The organism is Peribacillus sp. V2I11 (assembly GCF_030817135.1).
Classification (GTDB): domain Bacteria; phylum Bacillota; class Bacilli; order Bacillales; family DSM-1321; genus Peribacillus; species Peribacillus simplex.
The window spans coordinates 4,663,536-4,687,386 of record NZ_JAUSYW010000001.1 but is presented as its reverse complement, the minus strand read 5'-3'; the positions used below and the strand labels follow the sequence as shown (position 1 = coordinate 4,687,386).

The 23,851-nt window shown below is 40.7% G+C and carries 17 protein-coding genes and 1 riboswitch; of the genes, 2 read left to right on the top strand and 15 right to left on the bottom strand.

The genetic code is table 11. The features are described 5' to 3' along the window. Positions 1 to 4: 4 nt before the first annotated feature. The 10 genes from pfkB to ku form a co-directional block, all read right to left on the bottom strand. Positions 5 to 925, bottom strand: coding sequence for a 1-phosphofructokinase (gene pfkB / locus QFZ73_RS22925; RefSeq protein ID WP_251428617.1), 921 nt, complete (start codon positions 923 to 925; stop codon positions 5 to 7). After that, entirely contained in the window at positions 925 to 1,677 is a 753-nt protein-coding gene (locus QFZ73_RS22920) for a DeoR/GlpR family DNA-binding transcription regulator (protein ID WP_251428614.1), read from the bottom strand. The genes pfkB and QFZ73_RS22920 overlap by 1 nt, the downstream gene beginning before the upstream one ends. A gap of 198 nt (positions 1,678 to 1,875) precedes the next feature. Beyond that, positions 1,876 to 3,144, bottom strand: coding sequence for a 2-oxoglutarate dehydrogenase complex dihydrolipoyllysine-residue succinyltransferase (gene odhB, locus QFZ73_RS22915; protein WP_307271072.1), 1,269 nt, complete (start codon positions 3,142 to 3,144; stop codon positions 1,876 to 1,878). Position 3,145: 1 nt separating this feature from the next. Next, the gene (locus QFZ73_RS22910; protein WP_307271069.1) at positions 3,146 to 5,998 is read right to left on the bottom strand and encodes a 2-oxoglutarate dehydrogenase E1 component; all 2,853 of its coding nucleotides are present in this window, start codon (positions 5,996 to 5,998) and stop codon (positions 3,146 to 3,148) included. A 376-nt stretch (positions 5,999 to 6,374) separates the two neighbouring features. Then, positions 6,375 to 7,145, bottom strand: a complete 771-nt coding sequence (locus QFZ73_RS22905; protein ID WP_307271066.1) for a dioxygenase family protein — start codon at positions 7,143 to 7,145, stop codon at positions 6,375 to 6,377. A 75-nt stretch (positions 7,146 to 7,220) separates the two neighbouring features. Then, positions 7,221 to 7,988 carry a polysaccharide deacetylase family protein gene (locus QFZ73_RS22900; protein WP_307271062.1) on the bottom strand — a complete coding sequence of 256 codons (768 nt, stop codon included), beginning with the start codon at positions 7,986 to 7,988 and terminating at the stop codon, positions 7,221 to 7,223. Positions 7,989 to 8,092: 104 nt separating this feature from the next. Next, positions 8,093 to 11,542: a methionine synthase gene (gene metH / locus QFZ73_RS22895; RefSeq protein ID WP_307271059.1), complete on the bottom strand. Its 3,450-nt coding sequence runs from the start codon at positions 11,540 to 11,542 to the stop codon at positions 8,093 to 8,095. Further along, positions 11,539 to 13,383 carry a bifunctional homocysteine S-methyltransferase/methylenetetrahydrofolate reductase gene (locus tag QFZ73_RS22890; protein WP_251428597.1) on the bottom strand — a complete coding sequence of 615 codons (1,845 nt, stop codon included), beginning with the start codon at positions 13,381 to 13,383 and terminating at the stop codon, positions 11,539 to 11,541. Before QFZ73_RS22890 ends, metH begins: the two co-directional genes overlap by 4 nt. A gap of 106 nt (positions 13,384 to 13,489) precedes the next feature. Beyond that, a riboswitch (SAM riboswitch) is annotated at positions 13,490 to 13,588 on the bottom strand. 110 nt (positions 13,589 to 13,698) lie between these two features. Continuing rightward, entirely contained in the window at positions 13,699 to 14,349 is a 651-nt protein-coding gene (locus tag QFZ73_RS22885; protein ID WP_307271055.1) for an MOSC domain-containing protein, read from the bottom strand. 517 nt (positions 14,350 to 14,866) lie between these two features. Next, positions 14,867 to 15,709 (bottom strand): non-homologous end joining protein Ku, encoded by an 843-nt coding sequence (gene ku, locus QFZ73_RS22880; protein ID WP_251428591.1) that lies wholly within the window; start codon positions 15,707 to 15,709, stop codon positions 14,867 to 14,869. A 151-nt stretch (positions 15,710 to 15,860) separates the two neighbouring features. On the opposite strand from ku, the gene ligD reads away from it, so the two are divergent. Continuing rightward, positions 15,861 to 17,708 carry a DNA ligase D gene (gene ligD, locus QFZ73_RS22875; protein ID WP_307271050.1) on the top strand — a complete coding sequence of 616 codons (1,848 nt, stop codon included), beginning with the start codon at positions 15,861 to 15,863 and terminating at the stop codon, positions 17,706 to 17,708. A gap of 503 nt (positions 17,709 to 18,211) precedes the next feature. On the opposite strand, the gene dapF is transcribed toward ligD, so the two are convergent. The 5 genes from dapF to QFZ73_RS22850 form a co-directional block, all read right to left on the bottom strand. Then, positions 18,212 to 19,198 carry a diaminopimelate epimerase gene (dapF, locus tag QFZ73_RS22870; RefSeq protein ID WP_307271047.1) on the bottom strand — a complete coding sequence of 329 codons (987 nt, stop codon included), beginning with the start codon at positions 19,196 to 19,198 and terminating at the stop codon, positions 18,212 to 18,214. 181 nt (positions 19,199 to 19,379) lie between these two features. Next, positions 19,380 to 20,681, bottom strand: coding sequence for an NCS2 family permease (locus tag QFZ73_RS22865; RefSeq protein ID WP_251428582.1), 1,302 nt, complete (start codon positions 20,679 to 20,681; stop codon positions 19,380 to 19,382). Between the two features lie 156 nt (positions 20,682 to 20,837). After that, the gene (locus tag QFZ73_RS22860; protein ID WP_307271043.1) at positions 20,838 to 21,410 is read right to left on the bottom strand and encodes a beta-class carbonic anhydrase; all 573 of its coding nucleotides are present in this window, start codon (positions 21,408 to 21,410) and stop codon (positions 20,838 to 20,840) included. Positions 21,411 to 21,499: 89 nt separating this feature from the next. Further along, a complete protein-coding gene (locus QFZ73_RS22855) occupies positions 21,500 to 22,294 on the bottom strand; it encodes a hypothetical protein (RefSeq protein ID WP_307271040.1) in 795 nt (264 codons plus the stop codon). A gap of 226 nt (positions 22,295 to 22,520) precedes the next feature. Then, positions 22,521 to 22,841, bottom strand: a complete 321-nt coding sequence (locus tag QFZ73_RS22850; protein ID WP_034311189.1) for a DUF4870 domain-containing protein — start codon at positions 22,839 to 22,841, stop codon at positions 22,521 to 22,523. Positions 22,842 to 23,066: 225 nt separating this feature from the next. Here QFZ73_RS22850 and QFZ73_RS22845 point away from each other — a divergent pair, with 225 nt between their 5' ends. Continuing rightward, positions 23,067 to 23,846: an undecaprenyl-diphosphate phosphatase gene (locus tag QFZ73_RS22845; RefSeq protein ID WP_307272995.1), complete on the top strand. Its 780-nt coding sequence runs from the start codon at positions 23,067 to 23,069 to the stop codon at positions 23,844 to 23,846. Positions 23,847 to 23,851: the final 5 nt, after the last annotated feature.

Below are 23,851 nucleotides of genomic sequence, written 5' to 3'. Positions count from 1 at the left end.
AGAGTTAGCCTCCTGTTAGTTGATTGATGGCAATTTGCGGTAATAACTCTTCAATTTTATCCAGTGTACCGAGATCGGATGAAAAGGCTGTAGCACTTCCTGCGGCAAGACTGAAGCGAAAAGCGGATAAAATATCCCCTGTCCTTTCATATGTCCCGATGAAACCTGCAACCATGGAATCACCGGCACCTACTGAGTTGATGACGTTCCCTTTCGGAACATTTGCGGAATATGACTCTCCACCGGTGCAAAGCACGGCCCCCTGTCCCGCCATTGAAACAATAACGTTTTGTGCTCCTGCTTCTACCAATTTAGCGCCATATTCTCTAGCATCATCAACCGTTCTGATTTCGGTAGAAAAAAGCTCACCCAGTTCATGGTGATTAGGCTTTATCAAAAATGGCTGGTGTGGAAGGACATTCATTAATCCCTTACCACTCGTATCCACCACCACTTTAATGCCGTTATGGAAACAAGACCTTGCCATGGCTTCGTATACATCCGAAGGAACGCTTGAAGGGATACTTCCTGACAAAATCAGGATATCATTATTATTCAACTGTTCAATCTGACTAAATAATTGTTGATAATTCCCTTTTGAAATGACTGGTCCTTGGCTATTTATTTCGGTCTCCAGCCCTGTTTTCAATTTAATGTTTATTCTTGTATCTCCAGCTATCTCTGTAAAGTCCGTAATAATCTCTTCCTGTCTTAAAAACCTTTTTACAAATTCACCTGTTTGTCCACCGATGAACCCTAAAGCTGTCGTACTATTTCCCAGCCTTTTAAGCACTCGGGAAACATTGATCCCTTTCCCTCCAGGGAATTTTGCATCATAACTGGTTCGATTCACCTTGCCCATTTGAAAACTCTCCACCTCGACCAGATAATCGATGGATGGGTTGAGTGTCACTGTATAAATCATTAAATGGTCACGACCTTTATCTTTGGATTTTTATGGAGTTGAGCAACAGCCTCTTCATCATTGCTGTCAGTAAGGATAATGGCATCGCTTACATCTGCCACCTTAGCGAAAGTAGCTTCATTTAGTTTGGAACTGTCTGCAAGAACGTAAGTTTCATTAGAGAGGCGTAATGCCATCTTCTTCAGTAGAGCTTCTTCCGGGTCGGGTGTTGTGAAACCCAGATCTTGATGAATGCCGTTCATCCCCAAGAAACATTTATCAAAACAGTATTCATTCAAAAACTGTACAGCATTACTTCCTATAACCGCATTTGTCGAGAATTTTATCGTTCCGCCCACTAACACTGTTTTGATTTCCAATTCGATAAGTTTTGGAATATGCATAAGACCATTTGTCAGCACCGTTATATTTTTATCCTTTAAATAAGGAATCATTTCCGCAGTTGTCGTGCCTGCATCAAGATATATACAATCATTTTTCTCTATGAATGAAGCCGCAAGCTTTGCTATAAGTTGTTTTTCAGCTCTTGCTTTGTTTTGCTTTTCCATAGTTGTCGGTTCAAGGCCTTTTCTTTGAAGTAAAGACGCCCCGCCATGCACGCGTTTCAAGAGCTTCATTTCTTCGAGTTGCACTAAATCTCTCCGAATGGTCGACTCCGAGGCTTGTAACTGATCTACAAGCTCCTGCAGCTTTACCGTTCCTTGTTCTTTAAGGATCGATAAGATGAACTGGTGCCTTTCAGTTGTCAACAATTCGCCCACCTCACTTTAATATCATCATCATATATGAAAACGAAGAAATAATCAATCACAAACGTTTAGAAATACTCAAATTCATTCAAAAATACCTCCAAAAACATTCATCTTAATTAGATTCTATGAAAATATTCTTTCAGTTCTCCATACAAAAAACCCCCATGTCATGATGACAGGGGGGTTCGTATTATTTTATTAGCCTTGAAGTAAAAGTTGTTCTGGATCTTCCAGCATATCTTTGATAGCCACTAAGAAACCAACAGCTTCTTTTCCGTCTACGATACGGTGATCATAAGATAATGCAAGATACATCATTGGTCTGTTTTCGATTTGATCTCCAACAGCAATTGGACGAGTCTTGATTGTATGCATGCCCAAGATCCCAACTTGAGGGGCATTCAAGATTGGTGTAGATAATAGGGAACCGAAAGTCCCTCCGTTTGTGATGGTAAAAGTACCACCTGATAAATCTGAAAGTCCCAGTTTGTTGTTACGCGCTTTAACAGCTAAATCCGAAATGTTCTTCTCGATTTCAGCAAAGCTTTTGCGGTCAGCATCCCTTACTACCGGAACTACAAGACCTTCATCAGTGGATACAGCTACACCGATATCATAAAAGTTCTTTTTCAGGATATGGTCGCCTTGGATTTCAGCATTCAATAACGGATATTTTTTCAATGCGCCAATGACCGCTTTAGTGAAGAATGACATGAAACCAAGTTTAACATCATTTGTTTTCACGAAAGAATCCTTATGGCGGTTACGCAATTCCATGACTGCAGAAAGATCGACTTCGTTAAAAGTAGTAAGCATGGCTGCTTCGGATTGTACTTGAACTAGACGTTTGGCAATGGTTTGACGACGGCGTGTCATCTTAACCACTTCAATGCGGTCATCATTCACTTCAACAGGAGCGGCTGCTTTTTTAGCTGCAGGAGCTTGTTTTGGAGCTGCCACAGGTGCTGCAGGTGCATTATTTGCTGCTTCTACGTCTTGTACACGTACACGACCTAGCGGATCGGCTACAGGCACTTGAGTCAAGTCAATTCCTTTTTCACGAGCCAACTTCCTTGCAGCTGGTGAAGCAATAACTTGTTGAGTGGATGATGCTTCTTTCGCTTCTGCTTTAGGAGCCTCTTTAGCAGGAGCCGCTGGTTCAGCCTTAGCCGGTTCTGCTTTAGCTTCTTCAACCTTAGGAGCTTCCGCTTTTGGAGCTGCTGCTGCTGATCCATTTTCATCAACGATGGCGATAGCCTGTCCAACTTGGACAGTATCGCCTTCTTCTGCTAAATGTTCCGAAAGTGTACCCGTATAATCTGAAATGATTTCTACGTTCACTTTATCCGTTTCAAGTTCAAGGACATATTCTCCTTTTTCAACGTGATCACCAGGTTGTTTTAACCATTGCGCAATAGATCCTTCAGAAATTGATTCTGCTAATTCAGGTACTTTTACTTCAGCCATTTTATTTCTCCCCCTCATTATTGCGTGTAATTGCTTGAGTCATAATCCGTTGTTGTTCATTTTTATGGACAAGTGGATCTCCCTCAGCCGGGCTTGATCTGCGCTTCCTTCCTATATATGTTACTGAAAGATTGCCAGGAGCCGCTGCATTTAGTCGAGGTTCAACAAATGTCCAAGCACCCATGTTTTTAGGTTCTTCTTGAGCCCAGAAGATTTCTTTAAGATTTGTATATTTTTTCAGAGCTTCTTGAACTCCAGTGAATGGGAATGGATAAATTTCTTCGATACTGATAATTTGCAACCAATCCGTATTTTTTTCAGTTGCCGCTTTTTCACGAAGTTCAACCGCCAATTTACCTGAAGCAAAAACAATGCGTTCAACCGATTTAGGTTTTTTGCCCAAAGCTTTAGTTTCTACGAATGATTCAAAAGAGCCTTCACTGAATTCTTCTGCTGTAGAAGCCATCACTTGATTACGAAGCATACTCTTCGGTGTCATGATGACAAGCGGACGTACTTGCTCTTGATCCAAAATCTTAGCTTGTCTTCTAAGGATATGGAAGTATTGAGCTGCCGAACTTAAGTTGGCAACTGTCCAGTTGTTTTCAGCCGCTAATTGAAGGAAACGTTCAAGGCGTGCACTTGAATGCTCTGGTCCTTGTCCTTCATAACCGTGTGGAAGCAGCATGACAAGACCTGATTTTTGACCCCATTTTGCACGGCCTGCCGCGATGAATTGGTCAAAGATCACTTGTGCTGTATTAGCGAAGTCACCGAATTGGCCTTCCCATAATACAAGTGTCTCAGGTGCAAATACATTATAACCATATTCATAAGCCAGAACTGCCGTTTCAGTAAGCGGGCTGTTATGAACAGCGAATGATGCTTTGGCAGTTTCAAGTGTGTGAAGTGGTGAATATGTTTTTCCATTAACACTGTCATGTAACATGATATTACGTTGTGCGAATGTTCCACGCTCTGAATCTTGTCCTGTCAAACGGATTGGAGTGCCGTCACTTATTATGGATGCAAATGCCAATGTCTCAGCATGAGCCCAATCAATTTTTCCGTCAGCACCAAAGGAATCCAAGCGACGTGATAAAATCTTTCCTAATTTTTTATTAGGAGTAAACCCTTCCGGCCACTTAACAAGTTCTTCGTTAATTGTAACAAGTTCTTGTTTGGGAACTGCCGTTTCAATGGCTGGAAGTCCTTTTTCAATAATCCCAGGAGGATTACACTCTTTAGAAGCTTCCGGTTTATTTCCGGAAATTTTCGCATATGCATCTGCAAGCCTTGTATCCACTTGCTCAGCAATCGCTTTAACTTCAGCTTCAGTGAACTCTCCAGATTGAATGAGTTTTTTTCCATAAAGCTCTTTAACGGTTGGGTGCTTATGAATTAATGCATACATTTCAGGTTGAGTCACCAATGGCTCATCCATTTCGTTATGGCCGAAACGTCTGTAACCGATCAGGTCGATCAAGAAATCCTTGTTGTATTTTTCACGATATAGGTTAGCAAGGTTCACAGCAGCCATACATGCTTCTGGGTCATCTGCATTCACATGCACGATCGGCACTTCAAAGCCTTTTGCCAAATCACTAGCATATAAGGTTGAACGTGAATCTTCGCTTTCCGTTGTAAAACCGATCATGTTATTGGCGATGATATGGATAGCGCCGCCAACTTGATAACCGCGTAAACGGCTTAAGTTAAACGTTTCAGGTACAATTCCTTCACCTGGGAATGCTGCATCACCATGAATCAGGATTGCAAGAGATTTGGAAATGTCTTGAACCGGGAATCCTTTTTCTGAACGGTCTTCTTGAGCCGCACGAGAATACCCTTCCACGATTGGACCGACTACTTCCAAGTGACTTGGGTTATTGGCAAGTGTTATCCTTGCTTTCTGTATATTAGCTTTAGTAATCTGTTTATCCAGACCTAAATGGTATTTTACGTCACCAGTCCATCCATTGTTAATGCCTGTTGAACCTTCGGAAGGAACCAAATCTTTATTCGGTGAGTGTTGGAATTCAGAGAAAATGACCTCATAAGGCTTTCCTAATACATGTGCAAGCACATTCAAACGTCCTCGGTGTGCCATGGCAATATTCACATTCCCCGTACCGTTTTGAACAGTTTGTGAAATCATTTCATCTAAAATCGGAACCAATGTATCCAGTCCTTCAATAGAGAAACGTTTTTGCCCTACATATGTGCGATGAAGGAATTTCTCGAAACCTTCTACTTCATTCAATCGTTTAAGTAATAGTTCTTTTTTCTCTTTTGCCGCTTCCGGGAACATGTTTCCGGATTCGACCATATCAGTAAGCCATTGCTTTTCTTCCAAGTCATTAACATGGTGAAATTCAAAGGCTATCGTTTTTGTATAGAGTTGTTTTAGGTATTGTACGGCTTCGTATCCGTCTTTCACGTCTTCAGGTGATTCAGGACAAATAAAGTCAGCCGGTATTTTCCTTAAATCATCTGCAGTCAAGCCATATTTTTCAAAGTGAATTTGTTCAGTGTCTAGAGCTTCTTCTTTTAAAGGATAAATATTTGCAGCAAGATGTCCGTATGCACGGATATTTTCAGCTAGCTTTACTGCAGACATAATTTTCTTCATTGGAAGAACTTCTCCAGTTTGTACAGTAGGTGCACTTCCAATCGTTGTTTCTACCGATACATCGAATGAAGGAGGACCTGATACTTCAAAAAAGTTTTTCAGTTCCGGATCTACTTCTTCCGGATTGGCTAGATATAGATCGTATTGCTCCATGACATATCCAAGGTTTGGACCTGAAAAAGCTTTCCATTGGTCGTATGCCTTAGCATCATTGATGGTCATTTTGTAAACCCCCAAATTTTTCTCATAATTTTTTTCATTCCGTTTTATCCATCCCCAAATTTCTTTCTTCTAATTTTCCCCAAATATATGATATATATAAGATATATAATAAATAACTTTGGTCATTGAATAATAAAATTTTTAAAGGATAAAACGTTTTCAGATGTTATATTAACATGTTTTTGTCGAAATATCCAAAGGTTAAAACACTTTATGCAACCTTTTTTAAACTATATTTCTGTTTAATTCGTCAAAATACGCTTTTAATTGACTTTTTTGCTCATTTAAGCCTTTTTTTCGCTAAAAAAAGATTTTTGTATTTTTGTATAATGATTATTTTTCAGGTAAATTTAACTAGTTTGAAAACCCTTTCAGCTCAATCAAACTTCCAAGCTGTTAAACTCAGATTGCCATATTGAAAGCTCCTGTGCAGGAGAGCTGCTTTTTTTTTGTCATCCCCTGTCCCCATTGCGATGACCAATGGAATGAAATGCTCTTTGGAAGGCACAGCCTCTATACTATAAGGGGCGATTTTTTCATAATTAAACAAGGATTGCAAATCCCATTTCATGATTTTCTCTTCGATCCAGTTCTCAAACTCGATTGCCCATCCTTCTGCAACATGCATATCCTCCTGAATTTGGGTGAAATTATGGACAATTCCACCGCTCCCTATGATCAGGACATTACATTCCTTTAATTCCCTCAATGTTTTCCCGATTTCATACTGCTTGTCCAACGGCAGGGCAGGACTAATGGACATAGATACGGTCGGGATGTCAGCTTCGGGATACATGATATGCAAAAGCCCCCATGATCCATGATCCAGGGGGCGCCTTTCATCAAGTTCCCCCAATACACCTATCTTGGACAATAAGGTTAAAATTCGATCGGACATCTCAAGGCATCCCGCAGCAGGATAAGTTATTTGAAATATTTCTTCAGGATACCCTGCAAAATCATAGATGACTTCATGCTTCTTTACTGCAGAAATCATTTGGTCTTCACTTTCCCAATGTGCTGACAATATAACGATCGCAGCAGGTTTCTTCATAGTTTGCATATAATCCTTCAAAAAAGAAGTGTAGCTATTCTTTTCCAAAGCTAATAGCGGTGTTCCATGTGATAAAAACAATGATGGCATCATAGAAACGATAAATCCTTTCGCATTGTAATCTCTTATCCCTATACCTTAATTTACTATAGATAAACAATGTGTTCATCAATTAAATTGCATTTTTGGAGTTGTCTCATCAATAGTATCAAAGGTATAGCCTTCTTTCTTAAGAAATTCAATTATATCAGGCAATGCTTTCACAGTATGTTTCATACTATTGATATCATGCAATAAGATATTAACATGCTTTTGATTTTTCGTCCCTTTTTGTACAGCAGTAATGATTTGTTGTTCACTTATTGACGGACTGAAGCCATCTGTCGAGTCAATGGACCAATCAATGTAAATATACCCTTTTTCCTTTAGTTGTTGAAGGATACCATTGATGATGGGTTTCGTTGCAGCCTGATGCCGCAGACGATTATTCGAGCCGCCAGGAAGGCGCACAATACGGCTTTTTATCCCATACTCCTTTTGCAGCATGGTTTCAAGCCTATTCAAATCTTGAAAGAAACTCTCAGTCGATCGATAAACGATGGAATAATCATGTGTATAAGAATGAAGGGCAACCGCATGACCGCGCGAAATCATTTCCTGATAACATTCCTTTGCGTATGGTTCTTCGTTACCTTTTACGAAAAATGTGGCCTTAACATGATAGCGTTCCAAAATATCCAATATCTCCATGGTATTCAAAGATGGTCCGTCATCGAAAGTCAAATAAGCGATTTTCTGATTTTCCCTACTTTTTAGGAGCGGTGTCATCTCTTCAGGAACCATTGCATCTACTTGAATGTTCTGCACATCCACACCAAACAAAATAATAATGAAAGAACCGGCCACGGAAAGAAATAATTTCAGCATATTCTTCATAGGTGTTGCATCCCCTTCCTTTTTGTCCATTAAGATGTACCAATTAAGGGGTTTCATGCGCAATAAGGCAGCGGTAAAAAATACCGCTGCCTTTATTAAATGAGTTATCGATCGACATTAAAGTAACGAGCTTCAGGATGTGCAAATACAATGGCTGAAACGGAAGCCTCTGGTTCCATCATGAATCCTTCAGTCAATTCCACGCCAATATCTTGAGGTTGTAACAGGCGGAATAGCTTCTCCTGGTCTTCCAGATTAGGACAAGCAGGATAACCAAATGAAAACCTTTGCCCGGTGTATTTAGCGGCAAATCGCTCTTTCATGGACATTTCAATCGGATCGCTTATACCTAAATCATCCCTCATTAATTGATGAATTCTTTCCGCGAACCCTTCAGCTGTTTCGAGAGCAAGTGATTGAAGGGCGTGATTTTTCAAGAAATCACCTTCAAGCTTTAATTTTTCTGCCCATTTTCTGATCCCTTTTCCGGCAGTGACCAGGAAGAAACCAACATAATCCATTTGCCCGGAGGAGATCGGTTTCGCGAAGTCCGCTAAACAAAGATGCGGATTCGTGTCTTGCCGGGGAAAGTCGAAAGTTTCCAAAACCTCATGATGATTGTCCGGGTTGTATACCAATAGCTTATCCCCTTCGCTTTGGGCAGGGAAAAATTGATAAACGGCATTCAAGCCATAATCCGGTTCCGTCTTTAGGAACTCAATCAATTCATCAACGAGATCATTGAGCTGCACTGCTTTTTCATTCCCTTGCTTAAGCAATTCGGTAACTTTACCTTTTAACCCCAAATGATGACCAATCAGCATTTGCCTATTTATATAGGGCTGGATGACATCCATTGGATAGTTTTTCAGGACGTGACGCTTGATGTCACGCGGTTTTTGAACAGGAACATCACTTATAGGGGCAGCTGTGGACTGCTTACGAACAGGTTTTTCCATCTTGGCAGCAATGGCGGCATTCGCTTTCGATCTTTCTCGTTTCTCGACTAACTCTTCCAAGTACACCACTTTTTTGTCAGAATCATGTAAAATATTCGTTACAGCCAAACCATCCATCGCATCTTTGGAATATAAAACCGGTCCTCCATATTCAGGTGATATTTTAAAATCGGTAAATTTACGTGATAATGCTGCCCCTCCCACTAAAATTGGGGTATCTATTCCCGCTTGCCTTAAATCCTGTGCAGTTAAAACCATTTGCTGTGCAGATTTGACAAGTAACCCAGATAGACCAATGATGGTAGGCTCATGTTTTCGAACCTCTTCAATGATTTGTTGCGGTGCGACCTTTATTCCCAAATCAATGACTTCATAGCCATTATTCGATAGGATGATATCCACTAGGTTTTTCCCGATATCATGCACATCTCCCTTGACAGTCGCCAACAGGATTTTTCCTTTCTTAGCGCTATCTTCAGAGTTTTCCATTAGTGGTTCAAGGTGAGATACAGCCGCCTTCATCGCTTCAGCACTCTGAAGCACCTCTGCGACAATAAGTTGGTTGTCATTAAATAACCGACCCACCTCACTCATGCCATCCATCAATGGTCCATTGATGATTTCCAAAGGGCTATCACCGCGCTCAATTGCTTTATTTAAATCATCAATCAATCCTTCTTTCGTTCCTTCGATAATATAGTTGCCTAAACGTTCGTCCAATGGCAGGATCACACCATTATCCTTCTTCTCCGCTTTTTTTCCACGATAAAATTCAGTAAAGATCGCTAAAGTTTCTGTAGATGTCTCAAACAGGAGTGCCTCAGCCAATTTCACTTCCTCTTCAGGTATCAGAGCGAAACGTTCAAGTTTTTCTGTATTCACGATAGCATAATCGAGACCCGCTTTTGTACAATGGTAAAGGAAAACTGCATTTAATATTTCCCTTCCCCTCGCTGGCAGACCGAAAGAAACGTTCGAAATGCCAAGTATCGTTAGGCATTCCGGAAACTTTTCTTTAATCGCCTTTATTCCATTCACCGTTTCCAATGCAGATCCAATATATTGTTCATCCCCTGTGCCTACAGGGAAAACCAGCGGATCAAAAATGATGTCATTTTTGTTTAGACCGTACTTATTAACGAGCAAATCCACAGACCTTGTAGCCACTTCCAATTTCCGTTCAGCATCGACGGCCATCCCAATTTCATCAATGGTTCCTACGACAACGGCAGCACCATATTGATGGACGAAGGGTACTATTTTTTCAAATCGCTCCTCACCATCTTCAAGGTTTATGGAATTAATGATCGATTTTCCTTGTGAATGTTTTAATGCTTGTTCAAGTACGGCTTCATCCGTAGTGTCGATGACCAATGGGACTTTCACTTTTTTGACGACCTCTTCTACGAATTCCTTCATATCGCCAAGCTCATCCCCATCAGGATCAGCAAGACAGATATCAATGACATGGGCGCCTTTTTTTACCTGGGAACGTGCAATTTCGGCAGCTGGCTCGTAATGCTTTCCACGAATCAGCTCCTTGAATTTTCGGGAACCGATAACATTCGTTCTTTCACCTACGAATAAAGGACGCATTGAATCATCATAAATGAGCGGCTCTATGCCTGATACGGCATGACCATGGGCTGTTTCCGTAATTGCACGGGGCTTCATGCCTTCGAGGACCCTGGAAAGTTCTTTAATATGCTCTGGTGTCGTACCACAACATCCGCCAATGATATTGACCCATCCCTTTTCGGCAAATTGCTTCATTTTCTCTGCCAGGGAAGTAGGTGACTCATGATAGTGGCCTTCTTCATCAGGGAGCCCGGCATTTGGATAACAACTGATGGCGCTATTTGATATATCTGCAAGTGTCCTGATATGGTCTATCATGAATTCCGGCCCTGTTGCACAATTAAGGCCGACAGCAACGGGCTTCATATGTTCAACCGATAAATAAAAAGCTTCTATGGACTGGCCAGCAAGTGTCGTGCCCATCGGTTCGATTGTTCCTGATATGATGACTGGCACATCTTTTCCTATTTTAGCGAATGCTGCTTTGATTCCGGAAAAGGCAGCCTTGACATTAAGCATATCCTGACAGGTTTCCACCAATAGCAAGTCCACCCCGCCATCCAAGAGACCCCGTGCCTGTTCTTCGTAAGAATCGGTTAAAATATCAAAAGTCGTTCCCCCTGTTACGGAAAGCGTTTTTGTAGTGGGACCCATCGAGCCAGCTACATACCTTGGCCATTCATCATTGGAATACTTTTCACATGCTTTAACGGCAAGCTCAGCTGAAATTTTATTAAGCTTGTAGGCGATCGTGCTTATTTGGTATTCCTCAAGAACGATGCTCGTCGCTCCGAAGGTATTTGTTTCAATGATATCTGCACCCGCCGCTAAATATTTTTCATGGATGGATTGGATGATTTCCGGTTGCGTCAGTGATAAATATTCATTGCAGCCCTCGAATTGTTCCCCGCCAAAATCCTCTGCCGTCAAATTCTCCGCTTGAAGCATGGTTCCCATCGCCCCATCAAGAAGGAGAATCTTAGAATTTAACTGATCTTGAATCGCTTTTTTATTCATGTACTTTCCACCTCTGATGTCTGTTTACTATCGACTTTTCTAATATATTTCGTAAGTTCAGCCGTCATTTCATAGCGAAGGAACGGAGTGATTAAATATATGCCCTTGAATTTTTCCCTTGCCGCGTCCACTAGCTCTCGCGCGATATTGACCCCTTCAATCCTTGACTTTACAGGGTCATCCCCCGCTAAAGCCATGGCCCTTCTAACATTATCAGGCAATTTGATGCCTGGGATCTCATTATGGATGAATTCGGCGTTCCGTGTGCTTGTCAAGGGCATGATACCGATGAAAATCGGGGTATCTAAATGTTTTGTAGCCTCATATACTTCCTCGATCTGCTCCACCGAATAAATTGGCTGTGTCAAAAAGGATTGAGCACCGCAGGCAATCTTCTTTTCCATCCTCAGTACGGCTTTATCCAGATATTTCACATTGGGATTAAAAGCTGCCGCAATTTTAAAATTTGCCCGTTGACCCAAACTTTGACCGGAATAGGAAAGACCTTCATTAAATTGTTTGACCATACTTATTAGATCAAACGAAGATAAATCATAAACAGAAGTGGCACCCGGGAAATCCCCTATTTTTGAAGGATCTCCAGTGATGATCAATAATTCGTTCAGCCCCACTGTCTGCAGACCCATTAAATGTGACTGCAGGCCAATCAAATTTCGATCACGGCATGTTATATGCACCATCGGCTTTATATTCAATTGGTTCTTCAGTAAATTAGCCAGTGCATCATTCGATATCCTTGGTGAGGCAAGTGAATTATCCGCTAATGTAATGGAATCGACCCCTGCTTTTTTCAAAACCTCAGCACCAATCATAAAGCTCTCTATTCCCAACTTTTTCGGTGGATCAAGTTCAACAAGAATCGTCCTTTCTGTTTTGGCCTTTTCGTACAGGGGAAGTTCCAATTCTCTATCGCTCACTTCAATTTTTTCTATTTCGCGGAATTTCGTAACTTTATCTTTCACGGGAGCCAAACTTCTAATCGCATTCTTTACAGCTTGAATATGCAGGGGAGTCGTTCCACAGCACCCTCCTATGATTGCAGCACCTTGCTCACGAAGTTCTAGGGCACTTGAACCGAAATATTCCGGTACAGCTTTATAGACGAGCCTTCCATCCACATAATCCGGGAGGCTGGCATTAGGGTATATGGCAATCGATGCTTGCTTTGGCAAACTCACTTCTTCCAAGGCCCGAATCATATGATGTGGACCGAGACGGCAATTCACACCGACAACATCGGCACCCAATTGCTCGAGTTTTTGAAAGGCTTCATTTAAATGGATTCCATTTTGAAGATTACCCAGTTCATGCATCGAAACATTTGCGATGATCGGCAGTCCAGTTTCATTTTTGACGATTTGCAGGACGGTTTCCAGTTCTTCCAAATCATAAAATGTTTCCAAGAGAATCCCATCAGGGTTTTCCATCAACAGACTGTATAGCTGTTCACGAAAACCCCGTTTTATCTCTTCCATGCTTAAATCCGATTTCCTGATACTCCGCTGTGACCCTATGGTACCAAAGACGTATGCCTTACCTTTTGCCGCTTTTTTAGCAAGAATGACTCCCTGGCGATTGATTTTGCTTACTTCATCCTCAAGTCCATACCGTTTCAATTTGTTGAAATTGGCACCGTATGTATTCGATTGAAGGATATCTGCACCAGCTTCCAAATAATCACGGTGGATGGACTCTATTTGATCTGGGTTCGTACAGTTTAATTCCTCATAACATTGATCGATGCCATTTGAGTACAATAAGGTCCCCATTGCCCCTTCCCCAACCAGCATTCTTTCTTTCACTTCTTTACGAAAATTCATCATTACACCCTCTCTCAAAAACAATCATGTTTTTGTCGTATTCTAAGAGTATGAGAGAAAAGGAAAAAAAAAACCTTCTCAAAGAAGAAGGTTTTTTGAAACATTCTCCTCATCTATCAAGCTCTGCTTGCTGGATTTAGCACCTTTGCCTAAGCTGGTTGCTGAGGTTTCTTCGGGCCAGTCCCTCCACCTCTCTCGATAAGATCATTTATATAATTTTCATAAGATTTCAAAATTTGATTATATTTAATTTACATTAATAATCTGTCAATTTCAATACCTGATCAACATTTTTTTCACTTTTGCAAAAATCATTCAATCTTTTACAGCTTGAACCCTCTTCAAGATCCTTTGTTTCCAGTCTTCCGCTAACGAGTCTAGTGTAAGTAAAGCGTTTGCGCCTTCAAGCCCATCTCGTTTATGAAGGATTACCTCTGCTGCATAATGAACTGAAATTTTTTCTTGCAAACGATCTATTAGCACGATCTCGTTTTGTTTATTTATCGTTCCTTCTTGAAGTACTCTTGCAAAATAACCAGTGAAACTCTTTTTCAGCACGAGTTCCAAAAACTTAGGTTCTTGATTGAAGTGGGAAATGGTCGAACAAGGAATCCTCCCCTGGTTAATTTGAACAATCACATCGCCTATTTGATAAATATCGCCGATATAAGTTGTTTCTTCCCTCATCCCCGCTATGGTTAAATTTTCACCGAATGCAGGGAGATCCAGCTTTTTAGAGAATTTTTCATTCCATAATGAATAATGCTCAAAGGGGTAAAAACACAAAGCCCGATCAGGACCTCCATGGAACTTTACATTACCTACCCCATCACCAATTATGCCTGATTTAGTCACTGTCACATTATCCTGTGCTTGTTTATCCATGGCTGAAAAGATATCGATATTCGAAAAAATTTCATGTTTCGGCTTCCCGGCATGAAGTGATTTGATTTTTCCATTTTCCATTTTGCATCTTCCATTCATATTTAATTTATATCAACTCATATTGTATAAATTATACTAAAAATCCATTTTATTCTGTAGTTTTTATAAGAATATAGCAAATCTGAATATGCAAAAGCCACATGCGCGGTTAAGTGGGCAAAATATCATTGATTTCCAGAAAAATTCATAGGTTAGTTTCAGTAATTTTGTTGCTATTTCAGAATTAAATATGGTAGAATATGAACACAATATATAGTCGAAAACTACAACCGTTCGCCTATATGTTGATTTTCACGATTGAATTCCTCATTGTCGCTCTTTAGGGAGCGAATTTTTTTGCCTTCATTTCAATCCATCATTTTCTTTTAATTCCATTCAGTCCCTTGCATCGTGATCCACCTACCTATTTGTACTTTTCCTTCCCTATGTAATTCTCTCCCTGTTAAGTCACTTTCATTACCTTATCAGAAGGCAAAACCCCTTGCTAAAACAAGCAGAAAGCCGAGCGACATCATGCGTCTTCCGCTCAGCTTCCTGTTTAAGCTTGTTTCTTTTTTTTCGGTGCCGCTTTCTTTCGGGTCGTCTTTTTCTTTTCCGGTTCATCATGTTTCGTACGGTCAATGGATGCCTGTAATGCCTCCATTAAATCGGTTACATTGTTGGAAACTGGTTCTTTTGTTTTGGCTGCAATCGCCGTCTGTCCCGTTTTCTTTGATTCAATCAATTCAAGTAACGCGGTTCGATAGTCATCGGTGTATTTTGACGGATCGAAAGTAGTCGTTAATTGATCTATCAATAATACGGCGGTATCGATTTCTTTTTTTACAATGGTATCATTGGCAGGGATATTCGGAACATCCGCTGTGGAGCGGACTTCATCCGGATAATGGATCGTTTCCATCACCAAGGTATTATCAACGACTCGTATTACCGCCATTTGTTCTTTAGAGCGAATGATGATTTTCGCTAACCCTACTTTATTCGACTCCTTGAGGGCCTGCCTCAAAAGGGAATAAGCTTTTATCCCTCCGTCATTAGGGGACATGTAATAACTCCGGTTAAAATAAATGGGATCTATTTCTTCAATTTTAACGAAATCCACGATTTCCACGGCTTTTTCTTCGTTTTGTTTTTTCAGTTGTTCTAGTTCATTGTCTTCCAATACAACAAACTTTCCCTTTGTATACTCAAAAGCGCGGACTATATCATCCTTCCCCACTTCTTTCTGGCATACCGGACAAACCTTTTCGTATTTAATCGGTGAATGGCATTCCTTATGCAACGTCCTCAAAGAAATATCCTTATCCTCCGTTGCAGCATGAAGTTTGATCGGAATGTTCACCAAACCGAATGATATGCTCCCCTTCCACATCGTATGCATATTCGTCACCTCATAACTTATTTTTAAAGAGAAGAACAATTTTATTATTCCACTTTGTTCAAAAAAAACCGAAAAAACAATTGCCAACTCTAACACTTCGTTTTTTTGGCAAAATAATGTTAATCAATTATTTGCGGAGGTAAATACAAAAATGAAACCGATGCTGCCAACCTATTACCCCGAAGCCCCCAACTCCAAGGATTGGCGTTATGAAGTCAAATATGACGGCTTTAGGGCTATTTTATCGATAGACTCCGATACCATAAACATTTCGAGTCGGAACGAGAAGGAATTATCACCACAATTCCCAGAAATCATTGCTTACATCAAAGATCTGGACCTGGAAGATTATCTCCCGCTTCAGATAGATGGAGAATTGGTCTGGCTTACCAATCAGGCGAAAGCGGACTTTTTTCAAATACAGTGGCGAGGACGCCTTGGGAAACAATCCTTAATTTCAGAAAAAGCCCGCTTTTCCCCATGCCGGTTTATAGCGTTTGACCTGCTTCGCATCAGCGGAAAAGACGTAGCAGCTAAACCTATGGAAGAAAGAAGGGAATTGATGTTGAATATGGGGGCAAAACTTGGCTTTTCTATGCCGCCTGATCCCAGCGATAAGGCTTTGATACAATTAATAGAGAGTTTTGACGTTTTGGATAATGCCTTGAATAAGGTCACCCTATTAGATGGTGAAGGGGTTGTCGCCAAGGAAATTCGAGGTACTTGGCAAGAAGGAAAACGTACTTCATCTTGGATTAAGGTGAAAAATTGGAAGACCGTTTCTTGTTTCATTACAGCATTGCACAAAGAAAATGGTTACGTCTCCCTCGCAGTTTTCAAAGAAGGTGCCGTAACGAAAATCGGAAGTGTTAAAAATGGACTGAGTGCTCAAGATAAAAGAATATTGCATGAACTGATCAAGCAAAATGCATCAGACGAAGACGCACAATTTTATTTTATCCATCCATCCATTTGCATCGAAGTTCAATTCTTACACGTATATGAGGAAAATGAATTGCGTGAGCCTCAGTTTTCGCAATGGCTTTTACAAACGTCTCCCGACGAATGCACCTGGGAGAAATTCGTGCTAGGCCAATACACATTTCCAGATACTGTACAAATAACTTCCAGAGATAAACCGCTTTGGATAACAGGAGGTAAACAGGTGATAAAAGTTGAATACCTGCATTATTTACGGGAGGTTTCAGCTTTCTTCTTACCCTTCTTGAAGGATAAGCTGCTTACGACGATCCGCTATCCTCATGGCACTTTGGATAAAGAAAGATTTTTCCAGAAAAACAAACCTGATTATGCGCCTGTGTTTATTAAAACGTTCATGGATGAGGATATCGAATATATGCTGTGTAACGATATTGAAACGCTTCTTTGGTTTGGTAATCAACTTGCATTGGAATTCCATGCCCCATTTCAGAAAGCGGGTAAAACACGACCCGACGAAATCGTCCTGGACTTGGATCCTCCTTCCATCGAATTTTTCTTTTTAGCGATAAAGGCCGCACAGGAAATAAAAAAGGTGATGGAATCATTAAGGATAAAAGCTTTTGTAAAAACTTCAGGTAACAAGGGACTGCAAATTCACATCCCTCTGCCTGAAGACAGATTTACTTATCAGGAGACACGCATATTCACCGACTTTCTTGGTAACTACTTAACAAGTTCTAACCCAAATGATTTTACAACGGAAAGAATGAAAATAAATCGGCATAATCGACTTTACTTGGACTTTGTGCAGCATAGTGAAGGAAAAACCATCATTCTTCCTTATTCCCCACGGGGAAATTCTTTCGCTGGTGTGGCCACACCTTTGTTTTGGGAGGAAGTGGACGAAAGTCTCCAGTTAAAGGACTATACGATTGAAACCATACCAAACAGAATAAAAAGGGAAGGGTGTGCATTTATGGATTACAGACTCGTCGATAATGGACCAGCCTTTTTGGAAGTATTGTCGTTCTTAAAACAAAAAAAGACCAACAACTAGCTGGTCTTAGGGAGTGTAAAATGGAACGTTGCTTGGAACGTATGGCACTCGCATTCCGAGGACGGTCTTTCCGCCTGTAGGGTCTACCTTCGACGCGCTTTTCCCGCAGGAGTTTCATACCTTCCATTCCAATCAACTTTGTTTTAAAAAATTCAGATAGAACCCCTTTTGTCGGCCTAATGGGGTTCGACATGGTCTCATCCCGAAACCTTTCTCAATTTTATAAATAGAATTATTACCATCATTTTTATAACAACACTTGGTTAAACTACTTGATTTTTTACTGTTTTATATGAGATGAAAATCATTGGATTGAAGAAATTTGCGACACTCCTGCCGAATAACTGGCTGGCCTAGACCCAACAGACGCTTGCTTTGATGCGGCTTGGCAGACAGCCGGCGGAAAGGGAGCGGATTTCTGAAATCAACTGCAACGTTTTTTAAATAAAAAACTGCAGGCAAATTCGCTTTTCTTCGAGTTTGCCTGCAGTCTGAAAATTTCTTTATAATTTTGTTTTCAAATAACTTTGCACTTCATCCTGCAGCTTGGCATATAAGCTTGTTTCCAATTCAAAATCCTCTTTTTCAAGCATTTCAAATTTTTCAGGCTGATCTAAGTCTATTTCAATCGACACCTTGAATTCATAGGTTGCGTTCCCGATTAAATCAATTGAATACTTTTGGCTTTCTTCATCATGGTGGACCACGCATTTAACTTTCCCGCCGTTATTGTAGACAGATATTTCATTTTCCAATGCGTTTAAACCAACAGAGCATGTTACTAGGCTTGAAGCCGACATCGCCGTTCCGCATGCATTCGTAAAGCCTACTCCCCGTTCGAATGTCCGCACATAAATGCTCCCCGGTTCCAGCTCTTTCACAAAGCTGACATTGACACCATCAGGGAAAAGCTCATTCGGTTGATTGACCTTTGTTGAAAGTTCTTCCTGCAAATCACTTTGTAAAACATCACTATCGACGAGCGTAATCAGATGTGGATTAGGAACCGCCAATGCCGAAAATAATAGGGTATCATGAAGTTCCGGCAATGATTCGTTTTGCAACTGTTCTTTAACCAAAACAAGAGGCAGATCCTTCACATTAAAACTTACAGGGGAAATTTCCACCTTGAAAGTCGGAATGCCCTCATAAATATCTTCCGTTTTTTCCACGAGTAGATTTGCCTTCATTGTCTCCACGATCATTTTATCGAGACCAAGAACGTCATTCGCGTAACGTGCAACACAGCGAAGTCCATTGCCGCACATCGAGGCTTCCGATCCATCCGCATTAAAGACACGCATCCGGCAATCAGCATGTTCACTTTTCATTACGAACAAAATACCATCCGCTCCAAGCCTCTCCCTATTGCATAGTGCCTTCGCGAAACTTTTCCGCTCTTCTTCAGTAAACGTCAGGGTCGTAGTCAATTCATCAATGATTAAGAAATCATTTCCTGAACCATGGCTTTTTAAACCTTCAATAATCATCCTGTCACATCCTCTAATATGCTGCTTATCATTTATCATTTTTTAATATTCTATATCATAGCATTTTCAAGATGGATGTGTCATCGCGTAAATCACAATAAATCCATTTTTTCCGACGAAAAAACCAAAAAAAGAGCGGTTGGAATAAGAATTGACTCATTCGAACCGCTCTTTTGAATGATTAACCGATCATACCAATGATGAAATAGACGATAAACATTCCGGCACTCACATACATCGGGGCTGACACTTCTCTCGCTTTTCCGGTTACAAGCTTCAAGAACGGGTACAGGATGAAACCGAATGCCATTCCATCGGCAATACTGTAAGTGAAAGGAATGATCGTGATGATCATGATTGCAGGTATACTCTCGGTTAAATCGCTGAAATCCAGCTTTTTTATATTTCCGAGCATCAAAATGCCAATGATAATTAAGATGGGGGCAATGGCGCTATCAGGGATTACTTTAATCACCGGTATAAATAGCAGTGATAGAATGAATAACACGCCCGTCACCACTGAAGTAAAACCAGTTCTGCCTCCTGATGCGATTCCAGCTGCCGTTTCAACTGTAGCAACGGTTGGACTCGAACCGAATAAGCCTGAAAACAGAACGGACACACTTGTAGCCTGCAGAGACTTTTTATAAGCATCCTGGCGGTTTATACTGTCTACATGCCCGTGTACAAGACCAATATTTTCAAAAACAAGAACCATCGTCATCGCAAATACACTTATCCAGAATTCAATCCGGTTCACTTCCAAGAACGATAATGAAAAGAAGAGATCACCGTAGGAAGCTGTGTCTATGCCTGAAAAATGGATTTTTGACAGTTGAACCGTCCCGAACCAATAGGCTATGAGGCTACCTGCCAGGATGGTAATCATGAAATTACCGGGGACATTCTTGATGAACAGCGTAATTGCCAGTAAAAAGGTCAACACCGTTGCACACACTGCTGGATCACTTAAATCTCCCAGTGCGACGATAGATGATGAACCTCCCGTGATTATCCCGCCTTTCTCGAGCCCGATTAGCATCAAGAATAAGCCAAGACCGACAGATATGGCTTCTTTTATTGAACTTGGAATCGAATCACTGATTACCTTAGAGTATTTTGTAAAAGCAATGACTACAAAAATAACCCCTGAGATAAACACAGCACCAAGAGCAGATTGCCAAGATAGGCCCATTCCTTGAACCATGGTATAAGCAAATAGGGCATTTACGCCCATTCCTGGAACGAGGAGGATTGGGACATTCGCCCAAAGTCCTATCATGACACAGCTTAAAGCAGATAAAAGAATCGTCGCAATCACTGCACCATTAATCGGAATGCCCGCTTCCGATAAAATCAGGGAATTCACGATGAGAATATAGACTATTGTAAAATAGCCGACCACTCCAGCAAGGATTTCACGTTTTCCATTCGTTCCATAGTCGGAAAAATGAAAAAACGTTTCCAAGTTTAATTTCTTCATGTTGTATCCTTATTAAATTTGTCCCTCGCCCACCCGTTTGTATTAGTGACAAACTACACTTGGCGATTCTAACAAAAAAAAGGATAAAAATAAAGAGTAATGATAAAAATTTGAAAAAAACTGCCGGAAATAATCCCGACAGCCTCGATGAATTTATTATTTTTGTTGTTCCGCATACCCGTCGACTACCAATTCCAGCTTCCCTGTATCGGGCGAAATGATAAGACCATGTACAGGAATATTTTTAGGGATCAAAGGGTGTCCTTTAATCACTTCCACACTTTTCTTAACACTTTCATATACATCATCAAATCCGCGAAGCCAACTGCGGATATCGATTCCTGCAGCTCCCAGTGTATCGATGGTGCTCTTTGGTATATCACGTTCGATCATCTTCTCTACTACAGAATCGGCATCGACTGATGCCATCCCGCAGTCATGGTGAGGTATGACCAATACTTCATCTGCCTTTAGCTCATAAACGGCAACAAGGATACTCCGCATGACACTTCCGAATGGATGTGAGACGATTGCCCCGGCAGTCTTCAGGATTTTGACATCGCCATTTTTGACATTCAAGGATTTTGGCAATAGTTCAACAAGCCGAGTGTCCATACAGCTTATGATGACCATACGTTTCTCAGGGTACTTATCAGTCCTATACTTAACATATTCACCTTTTTCTACAAACTGTTCATTAAAATCAAGAATCTCATTAAGTAAACTCATATTTACCACCTTTTTATTATGTATTTAATCTAAGTATACCACTATGATTATATCAAATATTTAAAAGATTTGCTAAAGGGTAACCCTAGTCAATTTGAACGATGATTTAAAGTGGCTGCACAGAACCCAAAGACAATGATTTTAGGAATTTCATCAACATTTGATGAAAAAGAAAGTATGGGTGTATTTGTCTTGAATCGTTTCCCCCACTCCAAAGGCATCCAGCCTTCTTGATATGAAACGATCTTTTCCCCTTCTTTTGTGGCAATCTCAAAAGAATTCATACTTCCCGGTGTTTCAATGGGCATCCATTCCGTACCATCTTCCTTATATATCATTCCATTAATCTTCACGAATGACCGATTTTCTTGATACGATCCAATAATGCCGCCCTGATCATCCATGATCGTCATTTTATTGAAAAGTCCCCTTTTAATATGGTACTTAGCCAGCAAACGCCCCTCATGGTCAACCAGTTCATATCGCTTGGCCAGGAGCATCGACAGGAAATTGGGAATCATCCACATGAACCACTTCATATTCAAATCCCGTATTTCGCCCATTAGAGACCCATCCGACGCAAAGAGAAGCAGGCGCAATGTCGGTGCTGGCATAAAAGTCAATAAAACATGTTCATTTTTAAATAACCCGGCATTCGTCCCGATGTGTTCATCAGGCAATTCCTTCATTCTATTTTCATATATACGATGACTGACAAATTGGGCAATGCTAAAGAAAATAAAAGGAGACGTTATCAATAATATATTGCCCGGTATCATCGCAAAAATATGGCAAATGAAAAATACAATGGCCAAAAGAAGAGAACACCAAGATGCATGAAAATTTGAATTGCTCGTTTTCTGATAATATTCACGTATATTCATACCCTGCTCTGCTCCTCACTCCTTACAAGAAAGATTGCCGCCTTAAGCGAACATTGATTAGCTGTACCACAAGCCGCCCGGCATCCACTTACTAAAAGTGCATTGAAGTAGTTATCATAATACTTTATTCGCTTTAATCTGATCTATTCCCTTTTAATGAAGGGCAATTCCCACATGGTTCATATAAAAAAGGACTCCCAAATGAATGGAATCCTTTTACATCATTCTATAATATCCTGAAAATCAACGGGAACCTATAATCCGTTCCTTCATAAGCCCTAACAGCAGCAATGATGGTGAATACGACTAAAGCTATCCCGATAACTGGCAATAGCAAGAATCCAACCAATACTATAGTGAGTATCCCTGCAACTATCGAATATACGGTGTAGGAAATGAAAAAATTCAGGTATTCCCTTCCGTGATAATCCACAAATTGTGACGAGTCCTTCTTCAATAACCAAATCACCAAAGGACCGATAAATGCTGTAAAAAAGCTGATCACATAAATAAGGGCAGCAAACACTCTTTCATCTTTAGTAGGCATAGTGTCTTCTCCTCCTTTCTCATATGAATAATTACGAATCAAATGAAAAATAGTTTCATTTTTCCTCTCATTAAATTCGAAAAAGGTAAAATTAGACTGCCTTTTCTTTTAAAACCCAATTGGCAATACATATGACAAAAAAACCGAATATGTTCATCCTTCTTGTGCATACAGTTTAAATAATGGATTGTCCTATACGTTATAGAAAGGAGTGATGTTTTTTTGCTGAACGAATTTCAAGCCTTCATCCTTGGGATCATTCAAGGCTTGACTGAGTTTTTACCCATTTCAAGCACTGGACATTTATATTTAGGACGGCATATTTTCCACCTTGACGAGGCCGGCATCTTTCTGGATACCATGCTCCATATCGGAACCTTGCTGGCGTTATTGGTCGTCTATAAGAATGACATTATTGCCATTTTGAAAAACCCTTTCTCCAAAATGACTCTGCTTCTCATTGCTGGGACAATCCCTGCAGTGATTGCCGGCATTTTACTCGGGGATTGGTTTGATGGCCTTTCAAAAACAGGCGTGACCATAGGCTGGGAATTTTTAGCGACCGGACTGATTTTATGGATAGCGGACGGAGTAAGAAAAGGCGGCAAATCCCTTAATGAAATTTCGATTAAAGATGCCGTGATCATCGGTACCTTCCAAGCTGCTGCCATCATGCCTGCTCTTTCGCGTTCCGGCCTAACGATAGCCGCTGGCCTATTCTGCAGGCTGGATAGGGCCACTGCAGCCTATTTTTCCTTTTTGCTTTCAATTCCTGCCATTACCGGGGGCATTGTATTTCAGATGAAACCGATTTTTACAGGAGAAGTTGAACGGCTTCCACTCACTGCGCTTTTCGTCGGAACCCTGGCAGCAGCAATCTTTGGTTATATTGCCGTAGTATGGATGATTGATTTCTTAAAAAAGCGTTCACTGAAAATATTCTCCATTTATGTATGGGCCCTCGGCGCAATCATTTTATTCATGCAATTCACAGGTGCATTTTAAAGAAA